Annotated in this window: 15 protein-coding genes; 9 read left to right on the top strand and 6 right to left on the bottom strand. The window is 41.2% G+C overall.

Annotated elements, in window-relative coordinates:
* The first annotated feature begins 489 nt into the window (after positions 1–489).
* Positions 490–2,316 carry a LytTR family transcriptional regulator gene (locus IPI99_06650; GenBank protein MBK7340191.1) on the top strand — a complete coding sequence of 609 codons (1,827 nt, stop codon included), beginning with the start codon at positions 490–492 and terminating at the stop codon, positions 2,314–2,316.
* A 656-nt stretch (positions 2,317–2,972) separates the two neighbouring features.
* Here IPI99_06650 and IPI99_06655 read toward each other — a convergent pair.
* The gene (locus tag IPI99_06655; protein ID MBK7340192.1) at positions 2,973–3,500 is read right to left on the bottom strand and encodes a hypothetical protein; all 528 of its coding nucleotides are present in this window, start codon (positions 3,498–3,500) and stop codon (positions 2,973–2,975) included.
* Between the two features lie 96 nt (positions 3,501–3,596).
* Between IPI99_06655 and IPI99_06660 the strand changes: the two genes are divergently transcribed.
* The 4 genes from IPI99_06660 to IPI99_06675 are packed head-to-tail and all read left to right on the top strand — an operon-like array spanning position 3,597 to position 7,013.
* A complete protein-coding gene (locus IPI99_06660; GenBank protein MBK7340193.1) occupies positions 3,597–4,439 on the top strand; it encodes a transketolase in 843 nt (280 codons plus the stop codon).
* A 3-nt stretch (positions 4,440–4,442) separates the two neighbouring features.
* On the top strand, positions 4,443–5,399 hold the full coding sequence (locus tag IPI99_06665) for a transketolase family protein (protein ID MBK7340194.1): 957 nt from the start codon (positions 4,443–4,445) through the stop codon (positions 5,397–5,399).
* Between the two features lie 20 nt (positions 5,400–5,419).
* Positions 5,420–6,544, top strand: a complete 1,125-nt coding sequence (locus IPI99_06670) for a glycosyltransferase family 4 protein (protein MBK7340195.1) — start codon at positions 5,420–5,422, stop codon at positions 6,542–6,544.
* A gap of 58 nt (positions 6,545–6,602) precedes the next feature.
* A complete protein-coding gene (locus tag IPI99_06675; GenBank protein ID MBK7340196.1) occupies positions 6,603–7,013 on the top strand; it encodes a 6-carboxytetrahydropterin synthase in 411 nt (136 codons plus the stop codon).
* 65 nt (positions 7,014–7,078) lie between these two features.
* Here IPI99_06675 and IPI99_06680 read toward each other — a convergent pair whose 3' ends face one another.
* A complete protein-coding gene (locus IPI99_06680; protein ID MBK7340197.1) occupies positions 7,079–7,777 on the bottom strand; it encodes a T9SS type A sorting domain-containing protein in 699 nt (232 codons plus the stop codon).
* Positions 7,778–7,982: 205 nt separating this feature from the next.
* On the opposite strand from IPI99_06680, the gene IPI99_06685 reads away from it, so the two are divergent.
* Positions 7,983–10,937 (top strand): DNA polymerase III subunit alpha, encoded by a 2,955-nt coding sequence (locus IPI99_06685; protein ID MBK7340198.1) that lies wholly within the window; start codon positions 7,983–7,985, stop codon positions 10,935–10,937.
* A 352-nt stretch (positions 10,938–11,289) separates the two neighbouring features.
* Here IPI99_06685 and IPI99_06690 read toward each other — a convergent pair whose 3' ends face one another.
* Complete coding sequence (locus IPI99_06690; protein ID MBK7340199.1) at positions 11,290–12,306, bottom strand: hypothetical protein; 1,017 nt, start codon at positions 12,304–12,306, stop codon at positions 11,290–11,292.
* Positions 12,307–12,372: 66 nt separating this feature from the next.
* Entirely contained in the window at positions 12,373–12,735 is a 363-nt protein-coding gene (locus IPI99_06695) for a dihydroneopterin aldolase (GenBank protein MBK7340200.1), read from the bottom strand.
* Between the two features lie 87 nt (positions 12,736–12,822).
* Here IPI99_06695 and IPI99_06700 point away from each other — a divergent pair, with 87 nt between their 5' ends.
* The 3 genes from IPI99_06700 to IPI99_06710 all read left to right on the top strand — a co-directional run bounded on the left by IPI99_06700 (position 12,823) and on the right by IPI99_06710 (position 18,572).
* Positions 12,823–14,007 (top strand): acyl-CoA dehydrogenase family protein, encoded by a 1,185-nt coding sequence (locus tag IPI99_06700; protein ID MBK7340201.1) that lies wholly within the window; start codon positions 12,823–12,825, stop codon positions 14,005–14,007.
* 335 nt (positions 14,008–14,342) lie between these two features.
* Positions 14,343–18,014, top strand: a complete 3,672-nt coding sequence (metH, locus tag IPI99_06705; protein MBK7340202.1) for a methionine synthase — start codon at positions 14,343–14,345, stop codon at positions 18,012–18,014.
* 24 nt (positions 18,015–18,038) lie between these two features.
* Positions 18,039–18,572, top strand: coding sequence for a DUF4440 domain-containing protein (locus IPI99_06710; protein MBK7340203.1), 534 nt, complete (start codon positions 18,039–18,041; stop codon positions 18,570–18,572).
* 224 nt (positions 18,573–18,796) lie between these two features.
* Here the strand turns inward: IPI99_06710 and IPI99_06715 are convergent, their stop codons facing one another.
* The gene (locus tag IPI99_06715) at positions 18,797–19,726 is read right to left on the bottom strand and encodes an SPFH domain-containing protein (protein MBK7340204.1); all 930 of its coding nucleotides are present in this window, start codon (positions 19,724–19,726) and stop codon (positions 18,797–18,799) included.
* A gap of 72 nt (positions 19,727–19,798) precedes the next feature.
* Entirely contained in the window at positions 19,799–20,563 is a 765-nt protein-coding gene (locus IPI99_06720; GenBank protein ID MBK7340205.1) for a glycosyltransferase family 2 protein, read from the bottom strand.
* Between the last annotated feature and the right edge of the window lie 118 nt (positions 20,564–20,681).

The raw sequence follows: 20,681 nt of genomic DNA on the forward strand, positions 1-20,681 counted from the left end.
TGTTTTTAGCATTTTATCTGCAGGCTTCAAAGACTAGTTGGGCGAAGAATTTTCTTTATTATAAGCGCGACCTGTGTTTGTGTTTTGTCCCTAACGGAACAGAATTTGTGCGCAATATATAAAGTCCCGTTAGGGACGACATATTGGTCAGGAGAAAGCAGGGAAAGCATATGGCGTACCGTAGGTACGCAATATTTATTTAAAATCAGAAAATCCCATGGAGGATTATACACAGAGTTATCACTTACTAAGGAGTTCCCTGTGTGTTTTAGGTAGGCTGTAAATTACTAATCTTGTTTGAGGAGAAATTGGGTAGTTGCTTCATAATAGAACTATATACTGGCTATTTAGCAAATTTGCAATTTAATATTACTGTTCATTAAATTTGTCAAAAAGGATTGTTTACTTGAGCTCATCTGTGAAAATAAATAGAACTTAGATTAGTTATAAGTAGATTGATTTATTTACTTTTGATGTAAATTTATTCCCATGAAAGAAGTTATTATCTTCATTTACAGTATAAGTATTATTTTTTATTCACAAAAGATTTATGGACAAGATTACAAAAAAGATAGCCTTTTGAGGGTTCTGCTAAACAACCCTAAGGAAACCGATAAAGTTGATATTTATCAGTCATTGACTGAGATTTATAGAGCATTTGATTTAGACAGCTCATACTATTACTCAGAGCAATTTCTTCAAACTGCAAAAACCATTGGGGATAAGAGCAAAATTGGGACTGCTCATGCTTACATTGCTAATTCCTTAAGATCACAAGCTAAAAATGATCTTGCATTAAACCATGCCAACAAAGCATTGACAATATTTACTGAATTAAAAGATACGGTTTTACTATTAAGGGCAATTACATTGAAATGTTCAATTTTAAATAGACTGGGAAATAATGAGGCTGCCTTAAATGAATTGAAAGAATTATTGAATTTGGCAAAGGTTGCAGGAATAAAAAATGTAGAAGCAAATGCATATAATGAATTGGGAAATGTGTATTCAAATTTAGGTGATTTTAAAACTTCTATGAATTCATATTTAGCTGCTCTTAATCTTTATGAATCTTTGGATGAAAAAATTAATATTGGGAAAACACTTAATAATTTGGGAACCCTATCCTTTTCTATTAAGGATTATAAAAAATCTGAAGAATATTTCTTAAAAGCTATTGAATTTCATAGAGCAAATGGAAATTATACCAATTTGGCTAATACTTATACTAATTTGGCATCAATGAATTCTATTAAGGATAATAAAAACGCAACTTCAGTGAAATTGAATAGATATTCCGATTCAGCTTTGTATTACAGTACAATTATAAAATCAGATTATCTAATAGGTTTGTTAAATGGTGTAAAAGGAAATTATTTTTCCAATATTGGTGAACATGAAAAAGCATTCGGGTATTATAAAACTTCTTTGGAGATCGCTTTAAAATTAAATGATTCATTAAGTTTTTCTAATGCATATTTGAATATGGGAAATAATTTGTCACGTCGAAAAAAGTTTGAAGAGGCAGATACTTATTACAGAAATTCTTTGAACATAGCTGAGAAATTGAGTAATTCTGACCAATTATCCAAGCTTTATAGGAATATTGCGGAACACAACTATTTGTATGGAAATTATGCCTTGGCAAGTCAATATTATAGAAATTATTCTATGTTTCAAGATTCACTTTATGGAGTTCAGGTGCTAAAAGTAACAAAAGACCTCGAAACCAAATACGAAACAGAGAAAAAGCAAGCCACAATTACTAACCAGAGCTTAGAACTAAAGAATAAGAATCTTTTTCTTGGTATATTGTCGTCTTTATTATTAGGTACTTTCGGAATAGGATTTTATTTTTATTCTGCAAAGAAAAAGGAAGCAGAAATTAATCGATATTTGGATTTCCAAAATGAACAACTTAAATTATCAAACCAAGGATTATTCATTCAATTGAGTGACATAAAATCTAAAGAACAACAAAAGACTGAAGAGGAGATGGAGATAGCAATTAATAATGGTGTGAATTCTAAAGTAAAATTGAAGGATATTGTGTTCATTGAAGCAGAAAATAATTTGCTTAATATTTATATAAGTGATGGGACGGTCAAACATGATTATCAGAGACTCAAGAATTTTTGTGATTTGTTCAAAAATTCTACCTTATTGCGCCAAGTACACAGATCCTATATAGTCAATGCTTTGCATGTTAGCGAATTGAAGGCGAATGACATAAAATTGTCTAATAAGAAAATTGTGCCAATCGGTATCACGTATAAGACTGAAACTCATGAATGGCTCAATAAGTACATGAGTTAATATTTTAGCTGATAGATTGATATAAGAGAATGCCAACATAGTCGTTGCATAGGATCTCGTCATGGGATATTCTAAGTTTTACCTTCTTCCCGGAATTATAAGATCTAATTATATAATAGGTCAAATTATCTACAAGTTAAAAACTTGCCGCTATGCGACCTGCGCACGAATTTTTTTTACCGGGCTTTGTGAAACTGTATGTTGTTACTGTTCAATTGATGCAAATATATTTTAAGTAAGCTTGATTATACTCTCTTAAGGTCTATCACAAAGTCGAACAAAGTTTTGCTCGGTTACTTTATCCTCGAGAGAAATCACTCACTTTATTTTCGCAGTTCAAAACCATTCGATCATATCTAAGCTTTGTTTTGGTCCTCTTGTGTTTTAGCCTAATTGTCTGCCAAGACGGTTCTCAATACAGGAAATGCGAAAAAAAATGAGGAACAATGAAAACAGACAGTAATCTGCAAGGGTGGAGTATAAAAAATACCAGCTAGTATTTTGTTTAGATTTAATAAGGGTATAAGTAAGTGCTTTGTGGTTGAATTGTTTCGATGATTCGCTATAGCAATTATTTGGTGCATTGGATCAAATGAAGTGATTAATCCAATATCGCAAAACCATATCTTCCAAATTCAAATCAATTAAAATCCTTTTTATTTCACAAACACATTGTATCGCACGACAAGCCTGTGGTTGCTGGTGCTGCGAGGGATATCTCGAAATCTGAGGACTAATTCAGTATGATTTTCTATTGTTTTAAGTATGGATTTTACATCAGCAATACCTCCTGTAAGATGTAACACACCAGATCCAATATTTGGTAGGGGATATTCCTCAGCGATAGGTATGAATAGATTGAGATCTTCACGGGGAGCTACTGTAACTTTAGCACTGTTGATTAAAGCATAGGAAAAAGAACTATTCAACACGGGTTCGATATAAATGTCAGCGGGCTTCACAGCAGTGACCTGATCTAAGCTAAGTCCATGAGTTTTGAGATATGAATCAAGCGGAGACTCTAAATTCCAAAAAAAAACGTGACTCAGAGAAGGACTCAAACCTGCGGAGATGGTAAAGTTGAGAGACTGTTCCATCTGATAAGGTGTTACTTCCTGTTTAGTACAAGAAATAGTCATTGCACCCAACCACGAGAAAATCAAGAAAACACCTAGTCTATGCATCTAAGTGTAACGCATTCACAACAGGAATAGTTATATCTCCATGAATTTCATTTCCATATAAGCATTAGCTCTCTGTTTTGCGCTTATCTTTGAGCTGTGAAATCAATCGGAGAGCTGAAGCAGATCGCATCACAAGTTCGGCGAGATATCGTCCGGCAAGTGTGGATGGCAAAGAGCGGACATCCTGGAGGTTCTTTAGGTTGTGCTGATTTCTTGACCGCGTTGTATTTTCGGGTGATGAATCATCATCCGAACTTCAACATGAGTGGAGAAGGTGAGGATGTTTTTATTTTATCCAACGGTCATATTTCACCTGTTTTTTATTCTGTTTTGGCGCGGTCAGGATATTTTCCGGTCACTGAATTGTCAACCTTTCGGAAGTTGAATTCAAGGCTGCAAGGTCACCCTACGACCCATGAACATCTTCCGGGAGTTAGAGTTTCTACAGGTTCTTTGGGACAGGGTCTGAGTGTAGGTTTGGGTATCGCCAAAGCGAAAAAGCTAAAACAAGATAAAGGATTGGTTTTCGTCCTCACAGGGGATGGCGAACTTCAGGAAGGTCAGATATGGGAAGCGCTACTCTCTGCGCCTCACCTCAAACTAGACAATATCATTGTTACAGTTGACTGGAATGGCCAACAAATCGATGGTCCGACTGAAAAAGTAATGTCACTTGGAGACCTTCCGGCCAAATTTCGGGCATTTGGTTGGGATCTGTTAGAGATGAATGGTAACGACATGCAAGAAGTTGTCACAACGCTTGAAAGTGCTCGAAAATTGACAGCTAACGGCAAACCCCTTGCCATTTTGATGAAAACTATAATGGGCTACGGAGTGGATTTTATGATGGGTACTCATAAGTGGCATGGCATTGCTCCAAATGATGAACAGTGCAATCTGGCCCTTAGTCAATTAGAACAAACACTTGGAGATTTCTAAGCGATGAGCAACTGGGACAAATATCAATTCACTGAGAAAAAAGCCACTCGAAATGGATTTGGAGATGGCCTTCTGGAAGCTGCAACAACCAATGCAAATATTGTTGCACTTTGCGCTGACCTCGCTGGCTCCCTCAAAATGGATTTATTCGAAAAAAAATATCCTGAAAGATTCATCCAGACCGGAATATGTGAAGCCAACATGATGGGAATGGCTGCGGGTATGGCTACAGCAGGATTTATTCCTTACACAGGCACTTTTGCCAACTTTAGCACCGGCAGAGTTTACGACCAGATCAGGCAATCAATAGCCTATTCCAACAAAAATGTCAAAATCTGTGCGTCACATGCTGGCCTGACCTTAGGAGAAGACGGCGCCACCCATCAAATACTTGAAGATATAGGATTGATGAAGATGCTTCCCGGAATGACTGTGATCAATCCTGCTGATTATGCTCAGACAAAGGCAGCTGCGATAGCTATTGCTGAGTGGGATGGTCCTGTTTACCTGAGATTTGGCCGACCGGATTGGCCTGTTTTTCTCAAAAATGAAGAATTTGAAATAGGAAAAGCCCTTACCATCAAAAAAGGTAATGATATAAGCATATTTGCTACGGGTCACATGCTTTGGTATGCACTTGAAGCTGTAAGAGAACTCGAGAAAGAGGGTATCGACTGCGAATTGATCAATATTCATACGATAAAACCTCTGGATGAAAAAGGAGTTTTGGACTCAGTCCGTAAGACTGGCTATGTGGTGACTGCAGAAGAACATCAAATGGCCGGTGGCCTTGGCGATAGTGTTGCTCAGCTCCTTGTTCAGAATCATCCCTGCAGACAGGAGTACGTTGCTGTTAGGGACAGCTTTGGTGAAAGCGGTACACCTCTCCAACTCTTAGAAAAATACGGATTGGGAGTTCAAGATATCATTGCTGCCGTACGGAAACTACTTTCCAGATAAATTTTCATATCTCTTAAATTTTGAATGTTGCAATCAATGCGCGGTTTCTTCTGAAAGACAAGATGGAAGGTATAGGGCATTACACCTGGGAGATCATCAGGCGAATCATCATACTTCATCCGGAACACCGGTATTTTTTCATTTTTGACAGAGCATTTGACCAAGCATTTATTTTTCACCCATCTATTCATCCGATCATTATTGGGCCGCAGGCGAGGCATCCTATATTATGGTATTGGTGGTTTGAGAAAAGCATCCCAAAGGTGCTCAAAGATTGTCGCGCTGATGTTTTCCTTTCTATGGATGGATATTGTTCATTGACTACAGAACGTCAGCAGGTGATGGTTATTCACGATCTTGCCTATAGGCATTTTCCAGAACAAGTACCTCTATGGGTCAGGCTATTTTACAAGTATTATGTGCCACGCTATGTACAGAAAGCGGATCATCTGGTCACAGTGTCAGAAGCGAGCAGAAGGGATGTAAGCGACATGAGCGGGATAGATACCGGCCTTATCTCAGTTGCATACAACGGATGCCGAACAGAGTTTAGACCGCTAAATGGTGCATCTATTCAAAAAGTAAAAGAAAAGCTCTCAGCTGGAGAGCCCTATTTCATATTCGTAGGAGCAATTCATCCTCGCAAAAATGTGCTGCATTTGCTTCAGGCATTTGAGCGTTTTAAATGGTCTTCGGGCAGTTGTCACAAGCTCATACTTGTTGGGAGAAAAGCCTGGATGACAGAGGATCTGGATAGATATTTGGCAAGCATGAGCCATAGATCTTCTGTGATTTGGATGCCCTATCTCGCAGCAAATGATCTTGCTGATGCCGTAGCAGCAGCATCAGCCTTGATTTGTCCATCTTATTTGGAGGGTTTTGGAGTACCTGTCCTAGAGGCATTGATGTGCGATGTACCCGTGATTATATCGAATCGCTTCTCTTTACCGGAGGTTGGTGGACCAGGTGCGTATCTGGTTGATCCTGATTCTCCGGAGCAAATCAGCTATGCTATGGAGACAGTGCTGAAAGATCCGGATTTGCCCCATAGGATAGAATTGGGTAGATCTCATCGAACGAAGTTTGATTGGGATAAATCCGCTGAAGTAATAGCCAAAATTATTTTTCAAAAGGATGAGAATTAGCGTTCCCAACTTTTCATAACCCGGATCGTTTCTTAGACTATCCTATCGATTATTGACCATGCGAGTAGCCATTTTTCGTAAAGCACATTTCAATGCAGCCCATCGGTTGTTTCATCCCGCTTGGGACGAGCAGAAGAATAAGGAGGTGTTTGGGATTTGTTCTCATCCTAACTTTCATGGCCACAACTACGAACTGGATGTCAAAGTGAGCGGTGAGTTGGATCCAGAGACAGGTATCCTTATGGATCTTAAAGTACTCAAGGAGTTGATAGAAGAGCATGTTGAACTCAGGTACGATCACAAGAATCTTAACATGGATCTACCTGAATTCAAGGATAAAATCCCTACTGCGGAGAACATTTGTATCGAGATATACAACATTCTTAGGGAGCAGATTGATCCCCGTATGGATTTGCAGATCAGATTGTACGAGACCCCCAGAAATTTTGTAGAATATCCTGTGAGTTAAAAAAAAATGCCGCTGCTGAATTTACTCTGCAAACGGCACTTTTCTTATTCTTTTGAGAAGTTTTCCTATGGTCTTAGAGACCTTTTCTCCAGTCGTACAGTTCGTATCGCCTGATTATTGTCTCCGATGATGCGTACCATGTAAAGCCCGTCTTCAAGGAAAGAGATGTCGTAGCTCTTGTTGGGAGCAGTTTTGAAGTTGGCGAGCTGTTTTCCAAGTAGTGAAATGAGCTCCAATCTCTTTACACCTGTGTTGTATTCCAGTGTAAAGGCATTTTGGGCAGGATTAGGATACATTTTCATGGAAATGTTCTTTACCTGATTTGAGCTGAGTGTCTTGTTAAAGAGGTAGTCCACTTTTATTCTTTGCGTCGTGTCTTCTTTTTCGAATACCCACATTACTATATGTGCACCATCTTGGCCGTCAGTATTGACGTGCACATCAAGTTCAACTTGTGAGTTTGCTTTTACAATATTTGGATTGTCCGCCGGACATTTTTTTACAAATGGAGAGTAGCATGAGTTGCCATCACATACGTATGCGTTCCAGGTTTCAGGCAGGATCAGATCTTCCCTTTGCCATAAAATATTGATGCTGCTGTTGATCTGATTTTTTACTTTCACACCACAATATCTATCTGGTTCGTTTTCATCATATGTAAACTCAGTCGAACAAGGTGCAGGTGTTGCTGCAAATCGCGATTGAGCGGTGAGCTGGGATATTCCCAAGCTAATGAAAATTGCTAGAAAGTAGATTTTTTTCATAAGCATATTCTTTTAATACAACACCTTGCAAATCTAATTCGTTTTTTTAAATTTTTTAAGCTTTTTGGCAGCGCTTTTTTTTGTGTGCTAAAAGATTACCTGATTTACACCAGTGAATTTATTTTTTTTGATTTTCTATGCTGTTTTTATGAATAAAGTCATTAAAATCGACATTATGTAATACATTTGGCGATAAAATCGACCAATGTATCTGTCTTGTCATAGTTACTATTCTTTGAGATATGGGACGATTCCGCCCGAAGACCTACCGCAGATAGCTGCTGACATGGGAATAGACCGTCTGTGCTTGGCTGACATCAACAATACTTCAGAGACATTTGCCTTCATTCGTGCATGCAGAAAGTGGAACATCCATCCGGTTTGTGGGGTTGACTTCAGGCAGGTGGATCCTGAGACTAAGAAGCTGGAGTTTCGTTATCTCGGCATTGCCCGCAACAACGAAGGGTGGAACGAGCTCTGTCGATATCTCAGCGAACACAGCTTACATTCTCAGACGATGCCTTTGCTCGCTCCCGAATGGCGTCACTGTCATGTCGTCTACCGCAAACTGGTCAAGCCAATAGAGAGCTTCCTTCCCCACGAATGGCTGGGTATAAGCCCGGGAGAAGTGCATAGCTTGTATCGTTCTCCGCTGCGTCAGCACCTCGACAAACTCGTGATCTATGCTCCCGTGACCTTTAGAGATCAGGAGCATTATCGCTTGCACAAACTCCTCCGATGCATCGACCGCAACATCATACTCGGCAAACTGGAACCCGCAGATTATGCAGCCGAAGATGAGCATTTTCGTCGACCGGATGACCTAGTCCGCGCATTTGAAAAATATCCGCAGATCATCGCCAATACCCGATCTGTTTTAGATTCTTGCACGCTCGACCTGCCTTCCGGAATGGACAACAATCGCATCAGTTTTACCGCCTCCGTATCGGATGATTACAAGTTGCTCAACAAGCTTGCCTTGCAGGGCTGCAGACGACGTTATGGCCCTACAAACGAAAAGGCTCTGGAGCGTGTGCGCAAGGAACTCCGTGTCATCCACAACCTCGGCTTTTCCTCTTATTTTCTCATCACCTGGGACATCGTCCGCTATGCCCAGAGCGCCGGTTATTATCACATCGGACGCGGCAGCGGCGCCAACAGTATTGTCGCTTTCTGCCTTTATATCACAGACGTGGACCCGCTTGAACTAGATCTTTATTTCGAGAGATTTATCAACCCACACAGAAGTTCCCCACCGGATTTCGATATCGATTTTTCCTGGAACGAACGCGATGATGTCACAGAGTACATTTTCGAACGATACGGTCGCGAACATACTGCTCTGCTTGCCACATACAACACTTTCAAGGGCAAATCCATCATCCGCGAACTGGGTAAAGTGCTCGGACTGCCCAAAGCCGACATCGACACGATCGTCGATCATCCCCTTGCTTCTGACAGACATCACCCCTATGCGCGACACATCTTCCGTTATGGCAAGCTGATGGAGGGCTTTCCCAACTACCTCTCCATTCATGCAGGTGGAGTCCTGATCTCTGAGAAGCCATTGTTCTATCATACCGCTTTGCAACAAATGCCCAAGGGCTTTCCCATCGTCCATTTTGACATGTACGGTGCAGAAGATCTCGGTTTTCACAAGTACGACATCCTAAGCCAGCGTGGACTTGGACATATCAAAGATTCCGTAGATCTTATCCGCCAAAATCGCGGCCAACAGGTCAATATCCATGACATCATCCGCATCAAGTCAGATCCTCAGGTCAGAACACAACTCCGCAGTGGTCAGGCCATAGGCTGTTTTTATGTAGAATCACCCGCCATGCGTGGACTACTCACAAAGTTGCGATGTGACGACTACGTTCATCTGGTGGCCGCCAGCTCCATCATCCGGCCCGGTGTAGCCAAGAGCGGAATGATGAGAGAGTACATTGAACGGTTCCACAATCAGGCAGAGATACGCTACCTCCATCCTGTATTTGAACAGCATCTCAGTGAGACCTATGGAGTCATGGTTTATCAAGAGGATGTGATGAAGATAGTCCATCATTTTGCGGGCCTTGACCTCGACGAAAGCGATGTACTGAGACGTATCATGACCGGCAAGAAGAAGTCATCTGACACCTTCCGCAATCTGATGGAGAAGTACTTCCGCAACTGCAAGGAGAGAGCTTACAGCGACGAACTGACGCAGGAGGTGTGGCGTCAGATAGAGAGCTTTAGCGGGTATTCGTTTTGCAAGGCACATTCGGCATCATTTGCAGTGGAGTCTTTCCAGAGCCTCTTCCTCAAGACCTATTATCCCCTGGAGTTTATGGTTGCGGTGATCAATAATTTTGGTGGCTTTTATCGTACAGAGGTGTATGTCCACGAAGCCCGGATGGCAGGCGCTACGATAGAAGCTCCTTGTGTCAATCATAGCAGATACCTGACCCATATCTATGATAAGACTATCTACCTCGGCTTTGTACATGTCTCCTCTCTGGAGGCCGACTTATCAAGGCAGATTGTGAGCGAGCGCGACAAGAGAGGACCTTTTGCGGGTCTCGAGGACTTTGTACAGCGCGTACGCATAGGACGCGAGCAGCTCAATTTGCTCGTACGCATAGGCGCCTTCCGTTTTACGGGAAGACACAAGTGCGAGATGATGTGGGAGAAAACCGCAGTGTTCGAACCCAAAACTCACTATACGGCCTCCCGACCGATATTTGCCATTCCGGAAGACGAGTACCGATTGCCTTTGCTCGAAGATGGTAAGTATGACCAGGCTTTTGACGAGATCGAACTTCTGGGTTTTCCATTGTGCAGCCCGTTCGACTTACTCAAAGATAGCCTTCCGAGAAGTGTGCCCACAGCAAGGATGAAGGACTTCATAGGTCGCAAGGTCACCATGCACGGCTATTACGTGACATATAAACCCGTCACTACGTCCAACCACAAGCACATGGCTTTCGGCACCTGGCTGGATCGCGAAGGCCGTTTTTTCGACAGCACACATTTCCCCCAGTCCTTGCAAAAGTATCCATTACAAGGGCGCGGGGTTTACGAGCTGTACGGCATCATTACCGAAGATTTTGGTTTTCCCTCCATAGAAGTCACAGCTCACAAAAAGCTCCCTTACGTCAGCGACGAGAGATACTGACGCTGCCCTGAGCCAGAATCGATGAAATATCAGTGGGTGTGCCCCTTCGTCCCTGACGGAACGAGGGTCGCCGTGTACAGGGGTTCGCTTCGCTCCGTGCAAGCACCAAGCCCTTCCCACAGCTCACACGAATTTGAAGTCAATTTGGTTCGTAATAGATATTCAAAGTGAAATCCGGTTTGACTTTTATTCAGACCAATACAGCAGGAACCATTGCAGCAACACTTGGCTTTTTTAATAAAAAACTACCTTGCATATCAGACATACCTGAAAGCGTTGAGTTTGCAAATAATTTGACTCGAATTAAAATTTCAACTTCAAAAATTGGCTTACAACAAGTTAATCCACCACACTATCCCTTGAAAAAAAATGGAAAGCTGAACGTACCTTCATTCTCTATACACATGTGGAGCAAATATACTCCGGGATATAATTTGCCTATAAAAAGGCTTTCCCGTCCTTCTGCGGTAAAAGGATCTAAAGAAGCAGCGATTTTACCTGATAGATCGAGTATTTCAAGAGATTGAATCTTCCTGGCTTGATTTGAGTTGATATGCAATTCCTGCCCTGAAAAGTAAATGTCAAATTCAGGTATATAGCTCAATTTTTTCTGATCCGTGAAGACATCTTCCATCACTTGAACGCTTGTCTCATGATGCTCCAATCCGGCTTGTTCGATAACTGAATATTCAATACATGCTACTGGACAACTATGCCCTTTTGTAAGCCATTCATAAATGTCAAAATCTCCCTTGACGATCAGGCGACCATTTTCATACAGTCGCTGTTTCATATGGGTTTTGACGCGAAGACAAGGCCGTTCAACACCTGGCCCGTATTTGACATCCCCATAAGCATCTACATCACTGTTACTTTCGACAGTCAATAAGAGTTTGTCAGCAGCCGAGATAATGACTGTGTCCAAATCACCATAGCTATAGTTATAGCGCAAAGGAAAAGCATAGACCAGAGCACCGTTGCCATAAAGCAAAGGACCGCTTTTGTCATAACTTCCGAGTTCATACAAGCCTTCGGCTGTATTAAGTGCAAAAGTCCAACTCGTGTCCTGATCCATCGTTCTGAATACAACGTTGGATGTTGGAAAATTACTGCTAAAGGTATATTTGCTCGGACTTTCGGTGTATTCAATCGTTTTCTTGAGGGGAAGGTCTCCTAGAACGCTAAAATCCCAATAATGAGATGGTTTTATCAATTCGTTCAGCACGCTTACTTCGGGCTTTAAGCTCTTTCTAATCATTACCTCTCCTATGTTCGGACCGTCAGTAGAATCTATGACGATCTGTCCCAAACTGCGCTGCGATAATGTCATTAATGCAAAGCAACATATCAAAATGATGATTCTTTTCATATCAGACTCCTCAGATACAAAGCTATAACGTTTGAACTAATCCGGATGCTCCAACATTGATCTTTCTTATTTTAAACCTCCAAGACCTTCATAGCAGATGTCGAGTGAACCGTATGGCCCATGAAGTACAGGTGATTTCCTAATGCAAACCTTGCAATATTCAATCATAGGATAACGATCACTCAAATATTCTTGAATGCGGATGACCAGGTTTTCCATCAAGCCCTCAGGAATTTTCATCTGAGCTCGTACATCTGCATAAACAGCGACATAATCTATGTATTCTTCCGGATGATCAGGATCAAAACTATACCTGATCCAAGTGGAAACCAGAAAATCTTGCTTTGTTTTGTTTTCGATTTCGTAGAGTCCGTGACTCTCACGAAAACTCATGTCAATGATGTGAAGTGAGATTTGTTGACTTGCCATAAATAAAGCAAATGTAAATACAAGATGATCATGCGGTCTATCTTCTGCCTGATTTGACTTACTTTTGCCCCACAAAATCTAAATCTGATGAAACACAGAGAAGATACTTACGAAGGACACGATTATTATGCGCTGAATCAACTGTTGTCAGAAGATCATCTGATGGCAAGACAAGCCGTCAGGGATTGGGTAAAGCGCGAAGTTAGTCCTATCATAGAAGATTACTCAGATAGGCACAGTTGCCCCACTCACTTGTTCAAAGGGCTGGCAGATATTGGTGCTTTCGGGCCAAGCTTGCCTGTCAAGTACGGAGGTGGCGGCATGGATGAAATAGCATATGGTGTGATCATGCAGGAGCTCGAAAGGGGCGATAGTGGTATCCGCTCAATGGCATCAGTTCAAGGCTCTCTCGTCATGTATCCCATATATAAGTACGCTTCCGAAGAACAAAAATTGAAGTACCTACCCAAACTTGGATCGGGTGAATTTATAGGTTGTTTTGGCTTGACTGAACCAGATTTTGGCTCCAATCCGGCTGGAATGGTCACTCGAGTTGTAGATGATGGAGACGCCTATGTCCTCAATGGTTCGAAGATGTGGATTACCAATTCGCCGGTCGCCGATCTGGCAGTGGTTTGGGCAAAAGATGAACAAGGAGATATACTGGGAATGGTTGTAGAAAAAGATGCGAAAGGGTTTTCTGCTCCTGAAATCCACGGAAAATGGTCTTTGCGCGCTTCTATCACGGGTGAACTGGTTTTCGAGGACGTACGAGTTCCGAAATCTCAGGTATTCCCAAATGTAAAAGGTTTGAAAGGTCCCTTGTCCTGTCTTTCCAAGGCGCGCTATGGCATCGCTTGGGGAGCTATTGGTGCAGCTCTGGATTGTTATGATTGCGCATTAAAGTATTCCAAAGAGCGGATTCAGTTTGGTAAACCCATTGGCGCATTCCAGTTGACCCAGAAAAAACTGGCTGAAATGATTACAGAAATCACAAAGGCTCAGTTGCTGGCTTGGAGATTGGGGTCGCTAGCTAATAAATCCGAGGCGACACCTGCCCAGATTTCGATGGCAAAACGAAATAATGTCAACATGGCTCTCCAGATTGCCAGAGAAGCGCGACAGATTTTTGGTGGTATGGGCATCACAAACGAATACCCAATCATGAGACATATGATGAATTTGGAAACAGTTCTCACCTACGAAGGTACACATGACATTCATTTACTCATAACAGGAATGGATGTGACAGGTTTTAATGCATTTCAATAGTTCAAATTCGGGCAGCCCGGCTCATATTTCAACTTTTCTGAAATGTCGGGGAATCCATTTTAATAAAGATTGCAAGCAGTTAATTTTAATGTTTTGATTTTAGAAAATCTTTTTGGGTTTATCTTTTAATCCTTTCATTGAGTTTGGAATTTTCTGTAAGGAGAAATTTTTAAATAAGGGTGTAACTATGCTTAATTTTCGTCCTGAAACAGGATTGCGTTGGATTGTTAGGCACTGAGCGGTATTTAACTACATTGCTTCCCGCATTTTTACAAAAACAAACCATAGCTGTTTTGCTTTACTCTATTTGATTCATGATCATTTAAACTGACTGTATGACTACCATCGACCTTCTTCGTGATTTAGCATCTCAACGCATTTTGTTGCTGGATGGTGCGATGGGTTCTCTGATCCAACAGTATCAGTTGAAAGAGTATGATTTCAGAGGGGAGAGATGGAAAGAACATCCCCAGGATCTCAAAGGGAATAACGACCTATTGTCTATCACCAGGCCGGACATTATTCTCTCTATCCATAAGAGATATTTAGAAGCTGGAGCAGACATTATTGAGACAAATACATTCAACGCCAATTCGATATCTCAGCTTGACTACAAACTCCAGGATTTGAGTTATGAAATGAACCTTTTCTCTGCTCAATTAGCCCGACAGGCCTGCAACGAATATAGACAAGAACATCCCGGAGAATTCAAATTTGTAGCGGGTGCACTCGGGCCTACCAACAGAACAGCATCTTTGTCCCCCGACGTGAACAGACCTGGTTTTCGTTCTATTTATTTCGACGAACTCAAGATGGCATATAGAGAACAGGCTCGCGGTCTCATCGATGGCGGTGCAGATATACTACTGGTAGAAACCATTTTTGATACGCTCAATGGTAAAGCAGCCCTTTACGCCATCGAAGAATTGCTGGAGGAGAGGCAGTTACGGATGCCGGTGATGATTTCCGGCACGATCACCGATGCAAGTGGGAGAACGCTTTCCGGACAGACAGTAGAGGCTTTTTATGTGTCTATGAAACATGGAGAACTATTTTCTATCGGCCTCAATTGCGCGCTAGGAGCCAAAGAAATGATGCCTCACCTTCAATCGTTGTCGCGGATAGCAGACTGTCTCGTCAGTGCTTATCCAAATGCCGGACTTCCAAATGAATTGGGAGCATATGATCAGGGGCCGGAAGAAATGGAAACATTCATTCGCGATTTTGCTCAATCCTCCTATGTCAATATAGTCGGAGGATGTTGCGGAACCACACCTGACCATATCCGTTGTATGAAACGCGCCATACAAGGCATTCCTCCCCGCAAGTGGTCCATTAACAAGCCTTCTCTCACGCAACTTTCGGGATTGGAATCTTTTAGTTTTCGCCCTGAGATCAAATTTGTCAACGTAGGTGAAAGGACTAATGTCACGGGTTCAAAGGCTTTCGCGCGTCACATCTTGGGTGGCAATATGGAAGAAGCTCTTAGCGTGGCCTTACAACAGGTAGAGGCAGGAGCACAAATCATTGATATCAATATGGACGAGGGTCTTCTGGATGGTGTCACAGCCATGCAGGATTTTTTGCATTTGATCAGCTCAGAACCCGATATCATCAAAGTCCCGGTGATGATTGACTCCTCAAAATGGGAAGTGATTGAAGCAGGACTGAAGTGCCTTCAAGGCAAATCTATAGTCAATTCAATTTCATTGAAAGAGGGAGAAGAACGCTTTGTGGACCAGGCGAAAAAAGTTCGCAGGTATGGCGCTGCAGTAGTGGTGATGGCCTTTGATGAAGCCGGGCAAGCGGATTCACTCCAGAGGAGAGTTGATATTTGTACACGGGCTTTCAAAATTTTAACGGAACAAGTGGGCTTTCCTCCCGAAGACATCATTTTTGATCCCAATATTTTTGCCGTAGCTACAGGTATAGAAGAACATAACGAATATGCCATCCAATTTATTGAGGCTACCAGTAGGATTAAAGCACTTTGTCCTGGTGTTAAGATAAGCGGTGGCGTCAGCAATCTATCTTTCTCATACAGGGGAAACGAAGTCATTCGCCAAGCCATGCATTCGGCATTTTTGTATCATGCAATTCAAGCCGGAATGGATATGGGTATCGTCAATGCCGGACAAATTGAAGTATATGATCAAATTGATAAAGATCTGCTCACATATGTCGAAGACGTCTTGTTTAATAGAAGACCTGATGCTACCGAAAGACTGACAGTTTATGCCGAATCCTTAAAAAATAAATCCGCTCAAAAAGCTGTTGCCAATCTGGAATGGAGGCAATCTCCCATAGAGTTTCGCATAAAACACGCATTGGTAAAAGGAATCTCAGAATATATTGTCGCAGATGTTGGCGAAGCTCTCAATCATTATGAGAGTCCGCTCCAAATTATTGAAGGGCCGTTGATGGATGGTATGAATGAGGTAGGAGATCTATTTGGCTCTGGTAAGATGTTTTTGCCTCAGGTAGTGAAGTCTGCGCGGGTCATGAAGCAAGCTGTAGCTTGGTTAACTCCACTTATGGAGCAAGAAAAGACAGGCCAGAACCGGAGCAAAGGAAAGATTCTACTGGCTACTGTCAAAGGTGATGTACATGATATTGGAAAAAACATTGTAGGCGTTGTTCTTTCCTGTAATAATTATGAGATAATTGATCTAGGTGTGATGGTGCCCTGCGATAAGATTCTGGATACCGCATTGGAAATTGGAGCAGATATAGTCGGTTTGAGTGGATTGATTACACCGAGTCTGGATGAAATGGTGTATGCAGCATCACAAATGCAGAAGAGAGAAATGAAAATTCCACTTTTGATTGGTGGCGCTACTACCTCAAAATTACATACAGCAATTAAAGTGGAAAAAGAATACCTACAACCTGTGGTTCATGTGCTGGATGCTTCTCGCGCCGTCGGTGTTGTTTCTGCGTTACTGAGCAAGGATGATGATCACAGGCAGAATTTTATCAATTCTGTAAGGGAAGATTATGAAAGGGTAAGGGTACAAAGAGCCAACAGACAGTCACTGAAAAAGATGCTCGACCTGGAATCTGCACGGGCAAATGCATTCAAAACAAATTGGGCAGAGTACCTACCACCTGTACCTAAGCAGATTGGTGTTCAAGTAATTGAAAATATTGAGCTGGATACACTGGAAGCTTTTTTTGACTGGACTCCTTTTTTCCAGAGTTGGGAACTGGCAGGAAAATACCCGGAAATACTGGAAGATGCGGTTGTAGGAAAAGAAGCGAGATCTTTGCACGCTGATGCTATTAAGGTTTGGAATGAGCTGAAAGAAGCTAAGCAAATCAAGGCCAGAGCTGTTTTCGGCATATTCCAAGCTTACGCTGAAGTCGACGATATCATTGCAATCCAAAATTCGGGTAATCGTTTAATAATACCACAGCTCAGGCAACAAGTTCATAAAACTGAAGGACAAGCGAATTTTTGCTTAAGTGATTTTATTGCCCCTGAAAGCTCAAAAAAAACTGATTATATAGGAGCATTTGCTGTCAGTGCAGGATTTGGTGTAGATGAGCTGGTAAAAAAATATGAGGCAGAAAATGATGATTACAAAGCAATTTTAATAAAGGCACTGGCAGATAGAGCAGCTGAAGCATGTGCTGAGTATTTGCATCATTACATCAGAACGCAAGTTTGGGCCTATAGTCCGGGTGAAAAACTATCAAATCAAGAGCTCATTCATGAAGATTATGTGGGGATACGTCCGGCTCCTGGTTATCCAGCATGTCCGGACCATACACAAAAGGACTTGATATGGAAATTATTGCAGGTACAGGAGAACACTGAAATAAAATTAACTGAATCAAAAGCAATGTGGCCGGCAGCTTCAGTAAGCGGCTGGTATTTTAGCCACCCTGAGGCTAAATACTTTGGGATTAGCGAAATCATGGAAGATCAGGCAAAGGATTATGCACTGCGAAAATCTTGGAATTCTGATGAACAAAAAAAATGGTTGGGTTCGATCATGAATTGATATTTTTGAAAATATTATAAAATTATGGCGGCATTAAATCAATCATTATTATTCCAATCTCACTTGAAAGTAAACTTTTGTTGGTCGTTGATATTTTTAAGCTTTGCATGTATTTGGACAGGATGTAATTCCAATCAACATGTGAAGTCGTTTTCACTGGATGAAGTCAAGTCGTTTATCGGACGACAAAATACACAATACAACGAGAGATTTTCGGCATCCATTCCTGAAGCATTACAATCCAGATATACTACTGATGCGTGTATTTTTCCTCCCGGACAGCCACGTATTTGTGGGATACCGGGAATTACGAGTTTCTTTTATTCCAATGGGGAAAATCGTGGTATGAAGATCCAATTTGACCAAATTAAAATCCAGGGCAACGAATTTCAGATCACAGAAGAAGGTGAGTACAAAATGTATGGTAAGCTGGGACAACTTTTGGACATTGGCAAGTTTCTTACTTTATGGAAAAAAGAAGGCGAAACTTGGAAAATTTACCGTGAAATTTGGAATACAAGCGAAGAAAAACAAGTTCCAAATACATCGTCGAATTAAGGGCCATTCCAAAACGCTCATATTGCGCACAAGCCAGCTTGAATGGAATTCAACATTTCATTCTACTTCACTGAATTTCGTTGTTCTTTAGTCAGTTATAACTCTTTAAAGCTTTTTACGGTACGCCTCATTCTGTGTTGTATAATCAACTATGCACCACAGAAAAGTCTTTGGGTATGCCTTTAGCTATTAAAATTGAAGGAAAAATTTTTACGATAAAAATCTTATTCGTTGTCCATTGATTTATTGAGCATCATGGCTTGAATTTGTTTCATAGTTTTTTCCATTCCTTGAGCGCTACCATCTAAGAAGATGACATTTCCTTTTGATGTTTCTGCAAAATATTTTACTGCTTCTGTCCACATGCTGAACAATATCACATTTGTATCAAGGTTAGCCTGCTTCATTTGTTCTGCAGCTTGAGTCATTCCCTTTGCTACTTCTTCACGGAACAATGCAACACCTTGTCCACGCAACATTGCAGCTTCTCTTTCTGCAGTTGCTGCAATTTTGATTGAATTTCCTTCAGCTTCAGCTGCTTTGGTTTTTGTGATGAGAAGTGCTTGACCTTCATTTTCTGCGGCTGCCTTGAGATTATTTGAAGCAACCACCCGACTCATGGATTCCATGATGGCTTTGTCAAAGGTAATGTCATTGATCTGCAAATCCATAAGATGATAACCCCAGTCTTCTAGAATGGAGTCAACATGGCTTTTAACAAAATCGACGATATCTTTTCGAAGACCAAGGATTTCAGTTTGTTTTCGAGTAGCCACAAAGGCCCTGATGTTACCCTCTACTGTGCGTACAAGTGCTTGCATAAAATCTCTCTCGCTGATAAATTTGAAGGCTACGTTTTTAATCGTCTCTTCTTCATTTCCCAATACGCTGTACAATAGCATGGATTTGAAATAGACATTAGCCTGATCTGCAGTTACAGCTTGAAATTCTAACTCAACGGATCTGTTTTGAATAGAAATTCGCTTGTAAACAGATTCAAGAATCGGAATTTTTAGATTGAGACCTGGCCTGAGTACCCTGGAGTATTTTCCAAACATAGTGAGTACAGCAACAGTACCTTGATTGACCGTCACGATTCCTGTGAACAATATGAGAGCGACTAAAGCGACAGAGAGTATTGTAAGAACTTCCATTTGCAGGGATTTGTTTTTTCATAAATAATGATTGGATTTCAAAATTAGTTCCTCAAACATGTGTTCGTATAATCAATTCTTTTCTAGATCTTTAAGGTAATTGTACTTGAGATAGACATATCTTGCATTTTCATAAGCAAAGGTGAGACCAGCCACACCATCTAAAAAACCGAACTTAATAATGTAATTTTTAAGAAATTGAAATGTCGGATTGAGATACAATTTAAGAAAATTGGCTTTTTTATTTTTTTGATACATTTCGCGGGCTGAAAATTGAGCATATCGGTCCATTTTTATTCGATGTTCTAATCGCGACCCAAATGAATAATGTTTGAGATTTCCCGGTAGTTTTTTATATGAACTAGGGCCCAATGCAGTCAACTCTTCATGGACAAGTTTATCGTCCCAGAAGGCATGACGGCGGTTGAAAATTCTTGGCCGCCACTCGTCTCCGACACCTCCAAAATTTAATTTGCGTTTGCAATAATATAAATTTCTTTTCAGCAGGAATATGGTATCAGCAGAAAGCTCATGCTTAGATTTAGTAATCGTAATAAGTTCAGAAATCATTCTTTTATCAGGGATTTCGTCTGAGTCCAGACTCAATATCCAATCATTTTTAGCTTTTTGATTGCCGAGGTTTTTAGTGGAGCCGTAGCCTAGCCAAGCTGTCTCAACGAGCCCTATCATCAAGTTTTTAACAAGATCAGCAGTGCCATCTGTGCTGCCACTGTCAACCACCAGAATGTCGGACGACACAGTCCTGAGTTCAGGGAGTAATCTGCGGAGATTTTCGACTTCGTTTTTTGCAATTATGACTATACTCAATTCAGGCATCACCGCTAATGTAGATAAATCCTCTCATTCGCACACTGCTAATAAATTGGTTGATTGAGTATCTTGTTTCATTTAGCCCTTAGCACTGCAGAAAATTTTCAGATATTTTCCTTCGCAA

Source organism: Saprospiraceae bacterium, assembly GCA_016710235.1.
In the GTDB taxonomy this organism is placed as follows: Bacteria; Bacteroidota; Bacteroidia; order Chitinophagales; family Saprospiraceae; genus Vicinibacter.

Coding starts and splice junctions, on each gene's coding strand:
- IPI99_06715 (MBK7340204.1), bottom strand. CDS start 19,726: ATGGAAGTTCTTACAATACTCTCTGTCGCTTTAGTCGCTCTCATATTG.
- IPI99_06685 (MBK7340198.1), top strand. CDS start 7,983: ATGTATCTGTCTTGTCATAGTTACTATTCTTTGAGATATGGGACGATT.
- IPI99_06695 (MBK7340200.1), bottom strand. CDS start 12,735: ATGGCAAGTCAACAAATCTCACTTCACATCATTGACATGAGTTTTCGT.
- IPI99_06650 (MBK7340191.1), top strand. CDS start 490: ATGAAAGAAGTTATTATCTTCATTTACAGTATAAGTATTATTTTTTAT.
- IPI99_06680 (MBK7340197.1), bottom strand. CDS start 7,777: ATGAAAAAAATCTACTTTCTAGCAATTTTCATTAGCTTGGGAATATCC.
- IPI99_06675 (MBK7340196.1), top strand. CDS start 6,603: ATGCGAGTAGCCATTTTTCGTAAAGCACATTTCAATGCAGCCCATCGG.
- IPI99_06710 (MBK7340203.1), top strand. CDS start 18,039: ATGGCGGCATTAAATCAATCATTATTATTCCAATCTCACTTGAAAGTA.
- metH (MBK7340202.1), top strand. CDS start 14,343: ATGACTACCATCGACCTTCTTCGTGATTTAGCATCTCAACGCATTTTG.
- IPI99_06720 (MBK7340205.1), bottom strand. CDS start 20,563: ATGCCTGAATTGAGTATAGTCATAATTGCAAAAAACGAAGTCGAAAAT.
- IPI99_06690 (MBK7340199.1), bottom strand. CDS start 12,306: ATGAAAAGAATCATCATTTTGATATGTTGCTTTGCATTAATGACATTA.
- IPI99_06655 (MBK7340192.1), bottom strand. CDS start 3,500: ATGCATAGACTAGGTGTTTTCTTGATTTTCTCGTGGTTGGGTGCAATG.
- IPI99_06665 (MBK7340194.1), top strand. CDS start 4,443: ATGAGCAACTGGGACAAATATCAATTCACTGAGAAAAAAGCCACTCGA.
- IPI99_06700 (MBK7340201.1), top strand. CDS start 12,823: ATGAAACACAGAGAAGATACTTACGAAGGACACGATTATTATGCGCTG.